The sequence below is a fragment of the Vannielia litorea genome, assembly GCF_019801175.1.
Taxonomy (GTDB): domain Bacteria; phylum Pseudomonadota; class Alphaproteobacteria; order Rhodobacterales; family Rhodobacteraceae; genus Vannielia; species Vannielia litorea_B.
This window is the reverse complement of sequence record NZ_JAHVJR010000003.1, coordinates 42,025-56,919: the sequence shown is the minus strand read 5'-3', so window position 1 is coordinate 56,919 and position 14,895 is coordinate 42,025. Positions and strand designations below refer to the sequence as shown.

Sequence of the window (14,895 nt, the reverse complement as noted above, 5' to 3'; positions counted from 1 at the left end):
GTCAGAGGCCTTTCTTGCCGCGCAGGGCTTTGAGGACGATAGGGAGGGCGGCGAGGGCGCAGAGGCCGAGGATGGGCAGCAGGATATGCGGCTCGAAGATTATGCCGAGGTTCGGGGTTTCGCCGCGGGCGAAGACCTCTCCCAGCCCGGCGCCGACGGAGGTGTAGACCACCGCGCCGGGGATGATGCCAAGGAAGGTGCTGATTGCGAAGCGGTGCAGCGGCACGCCGACGAAGGCAGGCACGAGGTTGGCGACGAAGAAGGGGACGGCGGGCACGAGGCGGATCAGAAAGAGCATCTCCCACTGGTTTGCGTCTATCCCGGCCTTGATCTTTTGCACCACGCCGCCGGAGCCTTCGAGCTTTTCGGAGAGCTTGTCGCCAAGGCCGAGGCGAGCGGCCTGAAAGATCAGGCAGGCCCCGATGGTGGCTGCGGTCACGTTGAAGAGCGCGCCGGGGAAGGTGGCGAAGAGAAAGCCGCCGGTCAGCGTAGCCACGGTGGCGCCGGGCAGGGAGAAGGCGACGATCACGACGTAGATCGCGATGAAGGCCAGCACGGTGAGCAGGTAGTTGGCATCCCGGAAGGCCAGCAGGGCCTCACGGTGCTCGGCCAGCGTTTCGAAGCTGAGGTAATCGCGCAGGAAGAAGGCCCCGGCGAGGGCCGCGGCGAGAATGGCGATGAGCGGAAGGCGCTTCAGCCATGGGTTTTTCGCCGGAGCGTCTGTCATCTCGGTCATCTGTCCCGTATCCCTCTGCATCGTTCATGACAGAAGATGTGCGGTGCGCCCAACGGCTGCCCGGCAGATCACGCCCGCTTGATGCGGGGTGAGCACAAGGGCGCCGGGTGGCGGGATCGGGCGGGGTTTTGTTACAGCGCCGCGGGCGGTACGCAGGAAATGTTGCAAGATTCCGGCGCAGATGAATTGACAGCCTGCCGGACGGTCCCTATTGAGCGGGCTTCGAACACCACAGCCACCTGCGATTCCGCGGGGCGGCGACCGACCGAGACGGAGAACGCGCGATGAAACGCACCTTCCAGCCTTCCAACCTCGTCCGCAAGCGGCGTCACGGGTTCCGTGCGCGCATGGCCACCAAGGCCGGCCGCAAGATCCTCAACGCCCGCCGCGCCCGCGGCCGGAAGAGCCTGAGCGCCTGAGGAGTAGCGGGGCAGCGATGCCCGGCGTAGAGGCAGAGGTTGATGAGACCGCCGGGGGCGAGAGCCCTGCGGCGGTTTTCGCTTGCCCGGAGGTTCTGAAGAAGCGCGCGGATTTTCTGGCCTGCGCGCGGGCGCGGCGTCAGCATACGCCGGGCTTTGTGGTGCAGGGACGGAAGCGCGGCGAGGGCGGCGAGGCCGTGCGGGTGGGCTACACCTGCTCCAAGAAAGTGGGCAATGCGGTGGCGCGGAACCGGGCCAAGCGGCGGCTGCGCGAGATCGCGCGGGCGGTGCTGCCGGAGGCGGGCCGCGCTGGTTGGGATTACGTGCTGATCGGACGGGCTGGAGAGACGGCGGCGCGCGACTTTGCCCTGATGCAGGAGGAACTGCGGGCGGCGCTGGACAAGCTGCATGGCTAGGCGGCGAGTGCATCGGATGGCGGGACAGCCCCTGCCCTGCATGGCGTGACGCCGCTTGCGCGCCTCTTCGCCCTGCCCGTCCGGGCCTACCGGCTGATCTTTTCGCCTTGGGTCGGGCACAACTGCCGCTATCATCCCACCTGCTCGGCCTACGCGCTGGAAGCGCTGGCAAAGCATGGCGGGTTGAAGGGCGGTTGGCTGGCCTTTCGCCGTATCCTGCGCTGCCAACCTTGGGGCGGGTCGGGCATTGACGAGGTGCCGAAGTGAGCGCCCAGATCCACGTGATCCCGGGCCTTGCGGCTGCAGGCCCATTGCGCGGGTATCTGAGGGAAGCGGGCGAGACGGGGCGGGTGATCGGGCTGTACGATTGCTTCGATGTGGGCGCCATTACGCGGCACGACGACCCGCTGGAGGTGGCCGTCCGCCGGGGGCGGGCGATGGTGACCCGGACGGGGGACGCGGAATTTGCCCAGCGCGCCGAGGACGACATGGCCGCGCTCACGCAGGCGCTGGAGGCGGCGGAGGGCATCACGCTCTGGGCGGGCGAGACGCTTCAGGAGCAGTTTGCGCTGGGGTTCGTGGTTGCGCTTGCGGTCGGGCGGGGCTGGGGCGGAAAGCTCGCGCTGCGGCAGCACCGGATGGACAGTATCGCGAAGTGCTTGGGGGCCTTGCGCACCGAGGAATTTACGGAGGTTCCCGGGCCGCGCCCGCTGAGCCGCGATGAGACGACGCTTTAAACCCTGCTTTGGGAGGGGTTTCAGGCCCCCACGCCCGAGCCGCTGATCACCCTGCGGCGATCCCCTGCCCTGCTTGTGCCGCTCCGCGCCGCGCTCGATGCGCATTTCGCCCGCTTTCCCCATGTGGCCACCGGTCTTGGCGTGCGGGAGGAGCGGGTGCTGGCGCAGCTTTCGGAGGAATGGCGGCCTGCGGCGCAGGTGATTGGATATGCGCTCGCATGGGGCGAGGAGGCGATTGTAGACGAGGTCGGCGACCTTGATTTGCTCGACCTGCTGCGCGGCTTCTCTCGCCGGCCAGAGGACCAGCCTGTGGTGGAAATCCGCGAGGGTAGCGGAGACCGCTTCGGCTTTTCGGCCCGGCTTACGCCCTATGGCGCGGCGCTGACGGGCGGTGCGGCGAGTCTTGTGGAGGACGGCGGGATCGACGCGCAGATCGGCGGGGTGCGGATGGTCTCCGGCGCGGGGCCGCTGTGGCTGCGGACCGGCGGGGCGGAGATTCTCTCGCGCCTCGATTGACCGGGGATGCCGGGTGGGGCGATGCTGGGGCCATTGCAACCCGGAGATTTCCCGATGACGCGCCGCCTGTTTCTTGCCTTCGCCCTCGCTGCCGCTGCCCTCTTGACCGTGCTTCCGCCTAGTGAGGCTGCGGCCCAGACGCTCTATGTGCAGGACACCGATGACGGCTATCTGAACATGCGGCGCGGGCCGGGCACGGGGCATGGGATATTGCTGCGGCTCACGGCGGGCACGGCGGTAGAGATCACCGGGGCGCAGGGCAACTGGCGGCAGGTGATCCTGCCCGACGGGATGCGGGGCTGGGTGCATGGGCGCTACATCGCGCAGCAGTATTTCGCCCAGCGGCCCTATGCCTTCATGGTGCAGGCCACCAGTGACGGTTACCTCAACCTGCGGCGCGGGCCGGGCACGGGGTTTGACATCAGCCGCCGCCTGCACGCGGGGCAGATGCTGCTCTGGACCGGCGCGCGGGAGGGCAGCTGGGCGCAGGTGCAACTGCCGGAGGGCACGACCGGCTGGGCCAGCGTGAAGTTTCTGATGGCAGTGAATTAGGGCCGAAGCTCCTGCTCGCCGCCCGCGCCGGGGCGGCGCGTGGGTGCGCCGGATACATCCTGCCCTGCCAGTACGCGGGCCAGATCCTCGTAGAAGCGGGCATCGTCGAAGTAGAAACTGTGGGACACATCCTTGCTGGCTTGCGGGAAGGTCGCCTCAAACCGGGCCTCGACTGAAACATCATGGTGGTTCGGGGCGGTGCGTGGAGGCATCCCATCGCGCCCGGCGCGCAGGGCGCCGCCGTTGAGCCCCTGTGCCAGCGCAAGAACCCTGTCCTTGTGGTGCCAGTAGTTGGTGAGCCTGCGCGTGCGCTTGGCCATGACGGAGCCGGCCCATGCGTTGCGATCGAGCCAGACCTTATCAACATCGGCAGCCACGAGGAGGGCTTCATCGAGCTTCCATCCTGCGGCCACCTCGCCGAAGCCGCGCAGGGTGACGAGGGCGCCCATCGAGTGGCCGAGCACGGCGAGGGGGCGGCCGGGGGCGTGACGGCGGAGAACCTCGAGCCCTTCTTCGATGAACGGGCGGGCGACGTGCTTCGCGGCCTCCTTGTCGGCCTTGTAAGCGGCGGGGCTGGGAGAGCCGCGGCTGGGCCAATCGAAGCTGAGGACGGCGCCGTTGAACTGCTTTGCCCGCAGGCCTGCCACGATCTTGGCCTGCCGGTCGAACATGCGTTTTTGCGTGGTGTTGTAGCCGTGGACGTAGATGAGCTGGCCGCCGGACACACCGGAGAGGGCATCGCGCGTCCAGGCCACGGGGCCGGCGTATCGGGTGATCCGATAGCTGTTGCCCGAGGGTTCCGCGCGGCCGTAGCGGGTGAGCGTGGCGAGATTATCGGTGAAGCGAGCCCGGCTTGCGCCTTTTGGCATGCCGAAGGCCCGGCGGGAAAAGAAGTAAAACATGGCGCAACAGGCTCCCGAAAACATGGAAGTTGACGTTAGGATACCCTGAAACGCGTCAAGCACCAAACCTGCGGGGTTTGCCGCCTTCGTTGCGGGGCCGTAGCCGGAAAACGCCCTGCAATGTCGCGGGGGTGCTGCCGGGGTGTCGCCTTGAGGCAAGCCGCAGTGCCCCTGCCCTCGCAGGCTGGGAGCAGCCAAGCGGAGGAGCGCCATGCCTGATGACCTTTCTGCCGTTCTGCGCCCGATCGGCGCCGCCAACGGGCTGCCCAATGCGCATTACACCGACCCGTCGACCCATGAGGCCGAGCGCGATGCGCTGCTCTGGGGCGGCTGGGCGGGCATTGGCGTGGGGGCCGATGTGCCGGATCCGGGGGATGCGAAACCGCTGGAGTTTCTGGGCTTGCCGCTGCTGATGTTGCGGGGGCGCGACGGCGTGCTGCGGGTGTTCCGCAACACCTGCCGCCACCGGGGGATGATCCTTGTCGATGCACCGCGCAAGATCGAGGGCGCGATCCGCTGTCCCTATCACTCGTGGTGCTATGCCCATGACGGCCGCCTAGTGGCCACGCCCCATGTGGGCGGGCCGGGGGTGAACCGCGCCGAGGGGATCGTGAATGACGATCTGGGGCTGGTCGAGGTGGCCAGTCATGTGTGGCGCGACGTGGTGTTTGTGGATGTTTCCGGCGAGGCGGGGCCGTTCGAGCAGGCGCATGCCGAGTTGCAGGCCCGCTGGAGCGCGGTTGATGCGCCGGTGTTTCACGGCGGGGCGGACAGCCGCTTTGTGCTGGAGGTCGCCTGCAACTGGAAGCTGGCGGTGGAGAACTACTGCGAGAGCTATCACTTGCCGTGGGTCCACCCCGGGCTGAACAGCTATTCGCGGCTGGAGGAGCATTACCACATCGAGGCCGAACGATTCGCAGGCCAAGGCAGCACGCTTTACCGGCGGATTACCGGTGAGGGCGGCGAGACCTTCCCCGATTTTCCGGGCTGGCCGGAGAGTTGGAAGGAAGGGGCGGAATACATCTCTGTCTTTCCCAATGTGCTGATGGGGGCGCAGCGCGACCATGCCTTTGTGATCGTGCTCGAGCCCACGGGGCTGGCGACGACGCGGGAGCATGTGCATCTCTACTATGCCGCGCCCGAGACAGATGGCGGGCTCAGGGCGAAGAACTGCGCCCAGTGGCGCGAGGTCTTCGAGGAGGATGTCTTTGTGGTCGAGGGCATGCAGAGGGGCCGGGTGGGGCCGGGGTTTGATGGTGGGCGGTTTTCGCCCGCGATGGACGGGCCGACGCATCGGTTTCATCAATGGGTTGCCGCGGGGCTGACGGAGCGGAAGGGCCGGTGAACCTTGGTGCGCGCCTGCTTGCCGCCCATGCGGCGGGCGATGGCACGGCGCTGGCGAGGCTTTACGCAGAGGCGGCGGAGCGCGGTGGGCCGGGTGCGGAATTTTACCTGACGCAGGCGTGGATCTTTGCGCTGGAGGCCGGTGTGCCGGAGGCGGAGAGTTACGGCGCGCGGCTGCGAGAACAGGGGCTGGCCTGAACGAAAAGGCCCCTGCCGGGGAGGGGGCAGGGGCCTTAAGACCTTTGAGGGAACAAGGTCCGGCGCCGCGAGGTTCAGGCGCGGTCGCCTCTCTAACGCACGAAGCGTCGATTTGGTTCAACCGAATTATGCACGGTCGTCGATCACGAGGGTCACATTGCCCTCGCCTTCGCTTTCAAAGCCCACCACGTCATCGGCGGTGAAGCCCTCGGCATCGAGCGCGGCGGTCAGGCTGGTGTTGGCTTCGATGGCATCATGGAAGCCCGCCATCGCATCGGCTTGGGTGTTCAGCGCGTTGTCGAGCGCCTGAGCCTGCTCGGCTCCTTCGACTTCGCTCAGCAGAACGGTGTCGATGGTGATCTCGGCATCCAGCGCCTCGATCTCGGCGGCAGCACCAGCGGTCGAGCCGTTGTTGAGGCCGGAGATGACGGTGCCGTAATTCACCGAGGCATCGGCGCTGGCGCCGCCTTCGGTGGCATCGGCAAGGTCGCTCGCGCCATCTTGCACGGCCTTGGCGGTGCTGTTGACCGCGTCGTTGACCTGATCGGCAGTGCCTTGGGCGGTTTCGACTGCGCCGCTCACGCCGGCCTCGACATCGGCGCTGGCATCGACCCCGAGGGAGCCGGCTGCGGCAGCGGTGCCAAGGGAGCCAGCCAGAAGAGCGGCGACAGCGGTTTTGGTGAACATGTTGGTCATGTGGTCCTCCTGAGAGTTCTACGCGGCAGGATCGCCGCTGTGTGGGGCCACAACGGCGCGGCGGCGGGGCTGTTCCCGCCTCGGGCGGCGCGCCGAAATCTCGCAAATTCCTGCCGAAATTCAGCTCGGCGGCCCGCGGCGATCCGCACCTTCACGGGGGCTTGCGTTGAACGTGTGCGCCCGCTTCCCCAAGGCCGCGGTTTCTGGCATATGCAGCGCCATGCTCGACGAGAATGACGATATTCATCCGCTGTTTCATGGCGCGCCGGCGACGACGGAGTTCAAGAAGCTCCGCAAGCGGATCGTGCGCGATTGCCGGGAGGCGATCGAGCAATACGGGATGATTGAGCGGGGCGCCCGCTGGCTGGTCTGCCTGAGTGGCGGGAAGGACAGCTACACGCTGCTCGCCGTGCTGCACGAGTTGCAATGGCGCGGGCTGCTGCCGGTGGAGCTGCTGGCCTGCAACCTCGATCAGGGGCAGCCGGGCTTTCCGGCGACCGTGCTGCCGGAGTTCCTCGAGCGGATGGGGGTGCCGCACCGGATCGAGTATCAGGACACCTACTCCATCGTGAAGGAGAAGGTGCCGGCGAACCGCACCTATTGCGCGCTCTGCTCGCGGCTGCGGCGTGGCAACCTCTACCGGATCGCGCGGGAGGAGGGCTGCTCGGCGGTTGTGCTGGGCCACCACCGCGACGACATTCTGGAAACCTTCTTCATGAACCTCTTCCACGGCTCCCGCCTGGCCACCATGCCGCCGAAGCTGGTGAACGAGGAGGGCGACCTCTTCGTCTATCGCCCGCTGGCCCATGTGGCCGAGGCGGATTGCGAGAAGTTCGCGCGCGACATGAACTACCCGATTATTCCCTGCGATCTTTGCGGCAGTCAGGACGGGCTGCAACGGCAGCAGGTGAAAGGGCTGCTCGACCAGTGGGAGGCGAACCATCCGGGGCGGCGGCAGAAGATGTTCCGCGCCCTGATGAACACCCGGCCCTCGCACCTGCTCGACCCGGCGATCTTTGATTTCGTCGGGCTGGAGCGGCGCAGCGCGGCTGACATGCCGGGCGATGTTCAAGGCGATAGCGAAAATTCGACAGAAACTCCGCCGCCGCTCTTAAGAAACTGATCACGCCAATTGCCTAGCTTGCCCGCGTGGCGGCTCCGACCGGGCCGCAAAGGGCAAGAGGCATCGGGATGCAAGGGCTCAAGGCCAGCTATGTGAGACTGCGGCGGATATTGCGGCAGGGGTTTTTCCGGCCACAAACCATCACCTTTCTGCCTGCGCTGCTGCTGGCGGGCTACTGGTTTGGCGGCGAGGGGGTGATTCTCATCGCCGCGCTGCTGTTTCCGGTGCTGGCGATCATGGGCGGGCTGTTTGACACCCACGGCGCCACCCGGCGCGACGGGGCGACGGACCTGCTGCTGCGCGAGGATTTTCTCGACCTGCTGGGCGAGGCGATTCCGCGCGCAGAGGCCCAGAACTGGACGACCGCCTGCTTCGTGCTGGAGATCGACGACTGGCAGACCCTGATGGAGCGCGTCGGCAAAACGGCGGCGGAGACTGTGCTGCGCCGCACCGGAGAGCGGATCGAGAGCGCGATGCGCGGGGCCGATTTTGCCGCAAGGCTCGATGGGCCGCGCTTTGCCGTGGGGCTGGACCCGGTGCGCCGGATCGATCTGGATACTGCACTGGGCATTGCCGAGCGGCTGCAAGGCACCGCGGGGCAGGCGGTGAGCATTGATGCAACATCGGTACATGTGAGCGTGTCGGTGGGCTTTTGCCTGAATACCCGCGCCCCCAAACGCACCGCCGAGGGGCTGCTGGGCGCGGCGGAGGTGGCCGCGGACGAGGCCCGCACCAACGGGCCGGGCGGCACCCGCGCCTACTCGCGCGAAATGCAGGCCCAGATCAGCGCGCGGCACGCGCTGGTCGACGATCTGCTCAGCGCCTTCACCGAAGGCCAGATCAAGCCGTGGTTTCAGCCGCAAATCTCCACCGATACAGGCCGGATTACCGGGATGGAGGCGCTGGCCCGCTGGCTGCACCCGGAGCGCGGCATGATCGCCCCCGGAGACTTTTTGCCCGCCATCGAGCAGGCCGGGCTGATGGAAAAGCTCGGCGAGGTGATGCTGCACCGGAGCTGCGCCGCGCTGAAGGCCTGGGACAGGGCTGGGGTGGAGGTGCCGACCGTGGGCGTCAACTTCTCCGCTGCAGAGCTGCGCAACCCCAAGCTGGGCGACAGAGTGAAATGGGAGCTCGACCGGTTCGACCTTGCGCCGGAGCGGATCACCGTGGAGGTGCTGGAGTCGGTGGTGGCAGAATCCGATGACGATACGATCACCCGCAACATCGCCAATCTCGCCACCATGGGCTGCCCAGTGGACCTTGACGATTTTGGGACCGGCCACGCCTCGATCAGCTCGATCCGGCGTTTCGCGGTAAGCCGCCTGAAGATCGACCGTAGCTTCGTGATGCGGGTGCATGAGGACCGCGAGCAGCAAAAGCTGGTGTCCGCAATCCTGCTGATGGCCGAGCAGCTCGACCTCGACACGCTGGCCGAGGGGGTGGAGAGCATTGGCGAGCACGCGATGCTGGCGCAGCTTGGCTGCGGCCATATCCAGGGGTTCGGCCTTGCCCGGCCGATGCCGTTTGAAGACACAGTAAGCTGGATCGAGAAGCACAATGCCAAGATCGTGGAGACCCCGATCCTGAAAGGCATCGGGCGAGACTGACGGGCTCTGACGCCGGAGGCCATTGCCGCCCTGCCCGCTCAGCGCCCCGCGCGGGCCATGCCGCGCCATAACTGCGATGGGCCTCGGAGGGGCGAAGAGCACCCCCGCGGAATCGCCTTACTCGCCGCGGCAAAGGTAACATTTCCGCCCTTTCGTCTTGACCTTTCGGCCCTTGAACGATTGAACCCTCGCAACCTGAAACGAGCGAGCGGTGCCCCTGCATGGACGACCAGAACAAGAACCTCATTCTCGCCACGGCGCTGAGCTTTCTGGTGATCCTCGCGTGGTTCATCATCTTCCCGCCCGAGCAGCAGGTGACGCCCGAGGCGCCCGCCGCCGAGCAGGCGGCTGACGGCACCCCGACCACTGCCGATGGCACCACCGCGCCCGGCGCGGCCGATGGCTCCGCCCCCGCGACCGGCAACGGCGCTGCGCCCGAGGCCGTGGCCGATGCCCCGCGCCTGACCATCGACACGCCCAACCTCGACGGCTCGATCAACCTGATCGGCGGCCGTATCGATGACGTGAGCCTCAAGCGCTACACCGTGTCGGTCGACAACGATGAGACCGTGCGCCTGCTCTCCCCGGTGGGCGAGACCAACCCCTATTACGCGCTCTACGGCTGGGCCCCCGGCGCTGGCCTGACCCCTGCCGACGTGCCGGGCGATGACACCGAATGGTCGGTCGAAGAGGGCGAGGCGCTGACGCCTGCCACCCCCGTTACCCTGCGCTGGGACAGCCCCGCGGGCCTGATCTTCCGCCGCGTGATGAGCGTGGACGAGGAGTTCCTGATCACCATCGAGCAATCGGTCGAGAACCCGACCGAGACCGCCGTGCGCGCCCAGCCCTACGCGCTGATCAACCGCCACGGCCTGCCCGAGCTGACCAACTTCTTCGTGATCCACGAGGGGGTCATCGGCCAGCACGAGGGCGAGCTGGTGATCGAGGATTACGACAACGTCACCGACTTTGCCGGCAAACCCGAGACCTTCACCGATGTCACCAACGGCTGGATCGGCTTTACCGACCACTACTGGATGACCAACCTGATCCCCGACCCGGGCGAGCCGGCCACACTCTCTGTCAGCTACCTCGCGCGCGGCGACATCTACCAAACGCTCACCAAACAGCCGACGCAGGACATTGCCGCCGGTGCCACCGTGACCAATCGCAGCCACCTCTTCGCCGGGGCGAAGGAGTGGGAGGTGATCAAGCACTACCAGGACGATCTGGGCTTCGTCGATTTCGTGAACACGGTCGACTGGGGCTGGTTCTGGATGCTGACCAAGCCGATCTTCCGCGGTCTGCACTTCCTGAACGGCCTCATCGGCAACATGGGCCTCGCGATCATCGCGCTGACCTTCATCATCAAGGCGATCCTCTTCCCGCTGGCCTACAAGAGCTACGTCTCTATGGCCAAGATGAAGGAGCTTCAGCCCGAGATGGAGAAGCTCAAGGAGAAGGCGGGCGACGACCGGCAGAAGCTGCAGCGCGAGATGATGGCGCTCTACAAGAAGGAAAAGGTGAACCCCGCCTCGGGCTGTCTGCCGATACTCTTGCAGATCCCGATCTTCTTCAGCCTCTACAAGGTGATCTTCGTCACGCTCGAACTGCGGCAGGCGGCTTTCTTCGGCCCGTTCCGCGACCTCTCGCAGCCTGACCCGACCTCGCTGTTCAACCTCTACGGGCTGCTGCCCTGGGCCAACCCCGAGCCGGGCACGATCCTTGCGCTGATCTTCATCGGCATCCTGCCGCTGCTGCTCGGCATCTCGATGTGGCTCCAGCAGAAGCTGAACCCGGCGCCCACCGACCCGACCCAGCAGATGATCTTTGCCTGGATGCCTTGGGTGTTCATGTTCATGCTTGGCGGCTTCGCCTCCGGCCTCGTGGTCTACTGGATCGCGAACAACACGATCACCTTCATCCAGCAGTACACGATCATGCGCAGCCACGGGCACAAGCCCGATGTGTTTGGCAACATCAAGAAGAGCTTCAAGAAGAAGCCCAAGGGTGATGCGGCGAAGGCGGCCAACTCGACGGCCAAGCCGGGCGGCAAGAAGTGACGGCGCGACTGGCCGAAATCTGGCGCTATCCCATCAAGAGCCATGGCCGCGAGCGGCTGGGCGGGGTGGTGCTGGAGGCCGGTCAGGCGCTGCCGGGCGACCGGAAATGGGCACTGGCGCTGGACGGCGCCGAGGCCGAGGCGGGCGCGTGGGCGCCCTGCTCCAACTTCGCCCGCACCTCGCGCAACCCCGCCCTCGCACCTTTCTGGGCGCAGACGGGCGCGGATGACACGTTGGTGCTGACCCACGACAAGCTGGGCGAGGCGGCGTTCCGCATGGATGACCCCACCGATCAGGCGCGCCTGCTGGACTGGATCGCGCCGCTCCGCCCCGAGGGCCAGCCCGCCGCAACGCGGGTGCTGAAGCTCGCGGGCCGGGGCTATACCGACAGCGACTTTCCATCCGTCACCCTCTGCAACCTAGCCAGCCATGCGGCGGTGGAGCAGCAGCTTGGCCAGAAGATCTCGCCCCTGCGCTGGCGCGGCAACCTCTGGGTCGAGGGGCTGGAGCCTTGGGCCGAGTGGGATTGGGTCGGCAAGGAGATTCGCGTGGGCGACTCCCTGCTGCGCGGCGTGGAGCGGACAGACCGGTGCCCGGCCACGATGGCCAACCCGGAGACCGGCGCGCGTGACGTGCCCACGGTGATGGCGCTGCGCGAGGGCTGGGGGCACAAGGATTTCTCGATCCGCTGCGAGGTGATCGAAGGCGGCGAGATCAGCGAAGGTAGCGAGGTGGCCCCGGCATGAGCACGCCCCTGCCCTTTCCGCTGGCCGAAGCCCCCGATGAGGTGAGCGAAGAGGCCGCCCGCAAGCTTTTTGCCGGTGAGATCGACTTTGTGAAGGGCGTGGTGGCGATGGACGGCCTGCCGCCCGCCGACCGCCCCGAGGTATGCTTTGCCGGACGCTCGAACGTGGGCAAGTCCACGCTGATCAATGCGCTGACCGGCCGCAAAGCGCTGGCCCGCGCCTCCAACACGCCGGGCCGGACGCAGGAGATCAACTACTTCGACCTCGCCGCGCAGGCCTATCTCGTCGACCTGCCGGGCTACGGCTTTGCCAAGGCGCCGATCCCGGTGGTCGAAAAATGGCAGCGGCTGCTCAAGGCCTACCTTCAGGGCCGCGTCACCCTGCGCCGGGCCTTCGTGCTGATCGACTCGCGGCACGGCGTGAAGGCGGTGGACGACGAGATCATGAGCTTGCTCGATACCGCCGCCGTGACCTTTCAGGTGGTGATGACCAAGGCCGACAAGGTGAAGGAGAAGGACCGCGAGAAGATGCTCACGCAGACCCGCGCGGCCCTGCAAAAGCACCCGGCGGCCTTCCCCGAGATTGTCTCGACGAGCTCCGAGAAGGGCGACGGCATTGCCACGCTCCGTGCCATCGTTCGGCGGATCACGCTCGAAGGCTAGGCACCGCCCCTGTTCATTTTCTTGCTCCAAATATCTCCGGGGGTCGCCACTGTGGCGCCACTGGTTCGAGCCCCGTGGCGACTGGGGCTGCCCCCCCCAATCCGACGCGCGGGCTTGGCACTGCCGCCGCGGCAGCATAGGAATGTGGCACCCCGCATAGGCCCAAAGAGATGAAGACCCAAAGCATGAACCGCGACTGGATCGCCACCGCCCGGACCCTCTCCGAGGCCCTGCCCTACCTCAAGCGCTACGTCGGCGCGACCGTTGTGATCAAGCTCGGAGGCCATGCGATGGGCTCCGACGAGGGCATGCAGAGCTTTGCCCGCGACGTGGTGCTGATGAACCTCGTTGGCGTGCACCCGGTCGTGGTGCATGGCGGCGGGCCGATGATCAACGACATGTTGAAGCGCCTTGGCGTGGAAAGCACCTTTATCAAGGGCAAGCGCGTCACCGACGAGGCCACGATGGAGGTGGTCGAGATGGTTCTGTCGGGCACCGTGAACAAGCGGATCGTGCAGGCGATCAACGCGCAAGGGGGCCGGGCCGTGGGCCTCTCTGGCAAGGATGCCAACATGATGGTCTGCGACCCGACCGACCCGGAACTGGGCCTGGTGGGCGAGCCGGTGGAAGTGGTGCCCGACGTGATCCGCCAGTTGCATGAGGACGGGTATATTCCGGTCGTCGCGCCGCTGGGCGCAGGGCGCGATGGCGAGACCTTCAACGTGAACGGCGATACCGCAGCGGGCGCGATTGCCGCCGCGCTGAAAGCCGACCGGCTGCTGCTGCTCACCGATGTTTCCGGCGTGAAGAACGCCGAGGGTGAGGTGATGACCCAGCTCACCCCGGAGAACGTGAAGGAGCTGACCGAGAGCGGCGTGATCGCGGGCGGAATGATCCCGAAGACGCAGACCGCGCTCGATGCGATCAGCGGCGGGGTGCGCGCGGTGGTCATCCTTGACGGGCGGGCGCCCAATGCCACTCTGCTGGAGCTGTTCACAGACCACGGGGCAGGCTCGCTCATTCGCCGCGAGGTGAAGTGACCTACAAGGCAGCGGCCCGTCTGGCGGCGCAGCATCACCTTGAAATCTATGGCGGGTTCCACCCCGAAGGCGGCGGCACGCTGCTGCTGCTCGGCCCTGGTGCGGGCGTTTGGGAGCATGTCACCGCCGCGCCCGAGTTCGCCCATGGCGATGACCCGATGGACCGTTGGTCGCGCCGGGTGATCGGCAGCATGGCCGAGGCGCTTGGCGCGGAGCCGCTCTTTCCCTTCGACGGGCCGCCTTGGCACCCGTTTCAGAGCTGGGCGCAGGCCACGGGCCGCTGCTGGGAGAGCCCGGTGCGGCTGCTGGTGCATGACCGGGCAGGGCTTTGGGCGAGCTTTCGGGGCGCGCTGCGCTTTGCCGAGACGCTGGCCTTGCCGGAGGCAGACGCCCCCCGCCCCTGCGAGGCCTGCGCCGCGCCCTGTCTGAGTGCCTGCCCGGTTGGCGCGCTCTCACCCGAGGGCTACGACACCGCCGCCTGCCACGCCTATCTCGACACCGCTGAAGGGGCCGATTGCCTTGGCCGGGGCTGCAAGGTCAGAAGGGCTTGCCCTGTCTCCGCGACCTTCCCTAGGGTGGAGGCGCAATCGGCATTTCACATGGCTCATTTTCACAGACCCGGGACGAATTGATGCGTCAGCTCATGCTTCTCCGCCACGCAAAATCTAGCTGGGATGACCCGCTTGCCGATGACTTCGACCGCGCGTTGAACGACCGCGGGCGGCGCGGGGCGCAGGCGATGGGCGACTGGATTCGCGCCAAGGATCTTGCCCCTGATGTGGTGCTCTGTTCCGCCGCCGCACGGACGGTAGAAACATGGGAGCGGATGATGCTGGAGGCGGATGTGAAGTATTCGCCCGGGCTCTACCACGCCGGGCCGGACAGGATGCTGACTGCGCTGCAGGGGGCCAAGGGCAAGCGGCTGATGATGGTGGGCCACAACCCCGGCATGGGCGCGCTGGCGGCGATGATGGTGCGCAATGCGCCGGTTCACAGCCGGTTTGGCGATTATCCGACCTGCGCGCTCACCGTAGCGGAGTTCGACATCGACGACTGGGCCGATCTGGCGCCGCGGCAGGGCCGGGTGCTGCACTTTCTGACCCCGCACGACATCGAGAACTCCAGCCCCCACGCCTGA

General features: G+C 66.8%; 19 protein-coding genes. 16 read left to right on the top strand and 3 right to left on the bottom strand.

The window, feature by feature from the left end:
* Position 1: 1 nt before the first annotated feature.
* Complete coding sequence (locus tag KUV38_RS18700) at positions 2-736, bottom strand: TVP38/TMEM64 family protein (RefSeq protein WP_222471744.1); 735 nt, start codon at positions 734-736, stop codon at positions 2-4.
* A 284-nt stretch (positions 737-1,020) separates the two neighbouring features.
* Here KUV38_RS18700 and rpmH point away from each other — a divergent pair, with 284 nt between their 5' ends.
* The 6 genes from rpmH to KUV38_RS18670 all read left to right on the top strand — a co-directional run bounded on the left by rpmH (position 1,021) and on the right by KUV38_RS18670 (position 3,376).
* On the top strand, positions 1,021-1,155 hold the full coding sequence (gene rpmH, locus KUV38_RS18695; RefSeq protein ID WP_012177012.1) for a 50S ribosomal protein L34: 135 nt from the start codon (positions 1,021-1,023) through the stop codon (positions 1,153-1,155).
* 17 nt (positions 1,156-1,172) lie between these two features.
* Positions 1,173-1,571 carry a ribonuclease P protein component gene (rnpA, locus tag KUV38_RS18690; protein WP_222471743.1) on the top strand — a complete coding sequence of 133 codons (399 nt, stop codon included), beginning with the start codon at positions 1,173-1,175 and terminating at the stop codon, positions 1,569-1,571.
* Positions 1,572-1,616: 45 nt separating this feature from the next.
* A complete protein-coding gene (yidD, locus tag KUV38_RS18685) occupies positions 1,617-1,838 on the top strand; it encodes a membrane protein insertion efficiency factor YidD (RefSeq protein ID WP_222471742.1) in 222 nt (73 codons plus the stop codon).
* The gene (locus KUV38_RS18680) at positions 1,835-2,308 is read left to right on the top strand and encodes a DUF1835 domain-containing protein (RefSeq protein ID WP_222471741.1); all 474 of its coding nucleotides are present in this window, start codon (positions 1,835-1,837) and stop codon (positions 2,306-2,308) included. Before yidD ends, KUV38_RS18680 begins: the two co-directional genes overlap by 4 nt.
* A gap of 75 nt (positions 2,309-2,383) precedes the next feature.
* Complete coding sequence (locus tag KUV38_RS18675) at positions 2,384-2,824, top strand: hypothetical protein (protein WP_222471740.1); 441 nt, start codon at positions 2,384-2,386, stop codon at positions 2,822-2,824.
* Between the two features lie 54 nt (positions 2,825-2,878).
* Positions 2,879-3,376, top strand: coding sequence for an SH3 domain-containing protein (locus tag KUV38_RS18670; protein ID WP_222471739.1), 498 nt, complete (start codon positions 2,879-2,881; stop codon positions 3,374-3,376).
* On the opposite strand, the gene KUV38_RS18665 is transcribed toward KUV38_RS18670, so the two are convergent.
* Entirely contained in the window at positions 3,373-4,278 is a 906-nt protein-coding gene (locus tag KUV38_RS18665) for an alpha/beta fold hydrolase (RefSeq protein ID WP_222471738.1), read from the bottom strand. The genes KUV38_RS18670 and KUV38_RS18665 overlap by 4 nt on opposite strands.
* A 211-nt stretch (positions 4,279-4,489) precedes the next feature.
* Between KUV38_RS18665 and KUV38_RS18660 the strand changes: the two genes are divergently transcribed.
* Both KUV38_RS18660 and KUV38_RS18655 read left to right on the top strand, forming a co-directional pair.
* Positions 4,490-5,623, top strand: coding sequence for an aromatic ring-hydroxylating oxygenase subunit alpha (locus KUV38_RS18660; protein ID WP_222471737.1), 1,134 nt, complete (start codon positions 4,490-4,492; stop codon positions 5,621-5,623).
* Complete coding sequence (locus KUV38_RS18655; protein ID WP_315898663.1) at positions 5,620-5,820, top strand: hypothetical protein; 201 nt, start codon at positions 5,620-5,622, stop codon at positions 5,818-5,820. The genes KUV38_RS18660 and KUV38_RS18655 overlap by 4 nt, the downstream gene beginning before the upstream one ends.
* A 126-nt stretch (positions 5,821-5,946) precedes the next feature.
* On the opposite strand, the gene KUV38_RS18650 is transcribed toward KUV38_RS18655, so the two are convergent.
* The gene (locus KUV38_RS18650; protein ID WP_222471735.1) at positions 5,947-6,516 is read right to left on the bottom strand and encodes a hypothetical protein; all 570 of its coding nucleotides are present in this window, start codon (positions 6,514-6,516) and stop codon (positions 5,947-5,949) included.
* 220 nt (positions 6,517-6,736) lie between these two features.
* Here KUV38_RS18650 and ttcA point away from each other — a divergent pair, with 220 nt between their 5' ends.
* The 8 genes from ttcA (at position 6,737) to KUV38_RS18610 (ending at position 14,895) form a co-directional block, all read left to right on the top strand.
* Entirely contained in the window at positions 6,737-7,639 is a 903-nt protein-coding gene (gene ttcA / locus KUV38_RS18645; RefSeq protein ID WP_222471734.1) for a tRNA 2-thiocytidine(32) synthetase TtcA, read from the top strand.
* Between the two features lie 68 nt (positions 7,640-7,707).
* Complete coding sequence (locus KUV38_RS18640; protein WP_222471733.1) at positions 7,708-9,246, top strand: putative bifunctional diguanylate cyclase/phosphodiesterase; 1,539 nt, start codon at positions 7,708-7,710, stop codon at positions 9,244-9,246.
* A gap of 221 nt (positions 9,247-9,467) precedes the next feature.
* Entirely contained in the window at positions 9,468-11,309 is a 1,842-nt protein-coding gene (gene yidC, locus KUV38_RS18635; protein ID WP_222471732.1) for a membrane protein insertase YidC, read from the top strand.
* Positions 11,306-12,055, top strand: coding sequence for an MOSC domain-containing protein (locus KUV38_RS18630; protein ID WP_222471731.1), 750 nt, complete (start codon positions 11,306-11,308; stop codon positions 12,053-12,055). The genes yidC and KUV38_RS18630 overlap by 4 nt, the downstream gene beginning before the upstream one ends.
* Positions 12,052-12,717, top strand: coding sequence for a ribosome biogenesis GTP-binding protein YihA/YsxC (gene yihA, locus KUV38_RS18625; protein ID WP_222471730.1), 666 nt, complete (start codon positions 12,052-12,054; stop codon positions 12,715-12,717). The genes KUV38_RS18630 and yihA overlap by 4 nt, the downstream gene beginning before the upstream one ends.
* Before the next feature lie 170 nt (positions 12,718-12,887).
* Positions 12,888-13,757, top strand: a complete 870-nt coding sequence (argB, locus tag KUV38_RS18620; protein ID WP_222471729.1) for an acetylglutamate kinase — start codon at positions 12,888-12,890, stop codon at positions 13,755-13,757.
* On the top strand, positions 13,754-14,389 hold the full coding sequence (locus KUV38_RS18615; protein WP_222471728.1) for a ferredoxin: 636 nt from the start codon (positions 13,754-13,756) through the stop codon (positions 14,387-14,389). Before argB ends, KUV38_RS18615 begins: the two co-directional genes overlap by 4 nt.
* Positions 14,390-14,400: 11 nt before the next feature.
* Positions 14,401-14,895 carry a SixA phosphatase family protein gene (locus KUV38_RS18610; protein WP_261385464.1) on the top strand — a complete coding sequence of 165 codons (495 nt, stop codon included), beginning with the start codon at positions 14,401-14,403 and terminating at the stop codon, positions 14,893-14,895.